Annotated in this window: 1 protein-coding gene; it reads right to left on the reverse strand. The window is 62.5% G+C overall.

Features of this window, described 5'->3' with window-relative positions; all coding sequences use genetic code 11:
• On the reverse strand, window positions 1-493 hold a 493-nt coding region (locus tag C167_RS0100195; RefSeq protein ID WP_017516277.1), incomplete at both ends, for an amino acid permease.

The raw sequence follows: 493 nt of genomic DNA on the forward strand, positions 1-493 counted from the left end.
CGGCTGGGTCATCACGCCCATGGACAGGACGTTCACCAGCACCAGCAGCAGCAGGACGGTAATGAAGCCGATCACGGTGGCCTTGCCGACGTCCGAGCGTTTTTCCGCACGGGAGGAGAAGATGCTGGCGCCCTCGATGCCGATGAACACCCACACGGTGACCAGCATCATGTTGCGCACCTGGTTCATCACGCTGCCCAGGTCCGGGTTGCTCTTGCCCCAGATGTCTGCGGTGAAGATGTCCAGCTTGAAGGCGAACAGGCAGATCAGGATGAACAGGAACAGCGGGACGACCTTCGCCACCGTGGTGACGGTGTTGATGAACGCCGCTTCCTTGATCCCGCGCAGCACCAGGAAGTGCAGGGCCCACAGCAGGACCGACGCGCCGACGATGGCGGCGACGGTGTCGCCCTTGCCGAAGATCGGGAAGAAGTAGCCCAGGGTGCTGAACAGCAGAAGGAAGTAGCCGACGTTGCCGAGCCAGGCGCTGATC

The sequence above is a fragment of the Pseudomonas nitroreducens TX1 genome (assembly GCF_000313755.1).
Lineage (GTDB): Bacteria > Pseudomonadota > Gammaproteobacteria > Pseudomonadales > Pseudomonadaceae > Pseudomonas > Pseudomonas nitroreducens_A.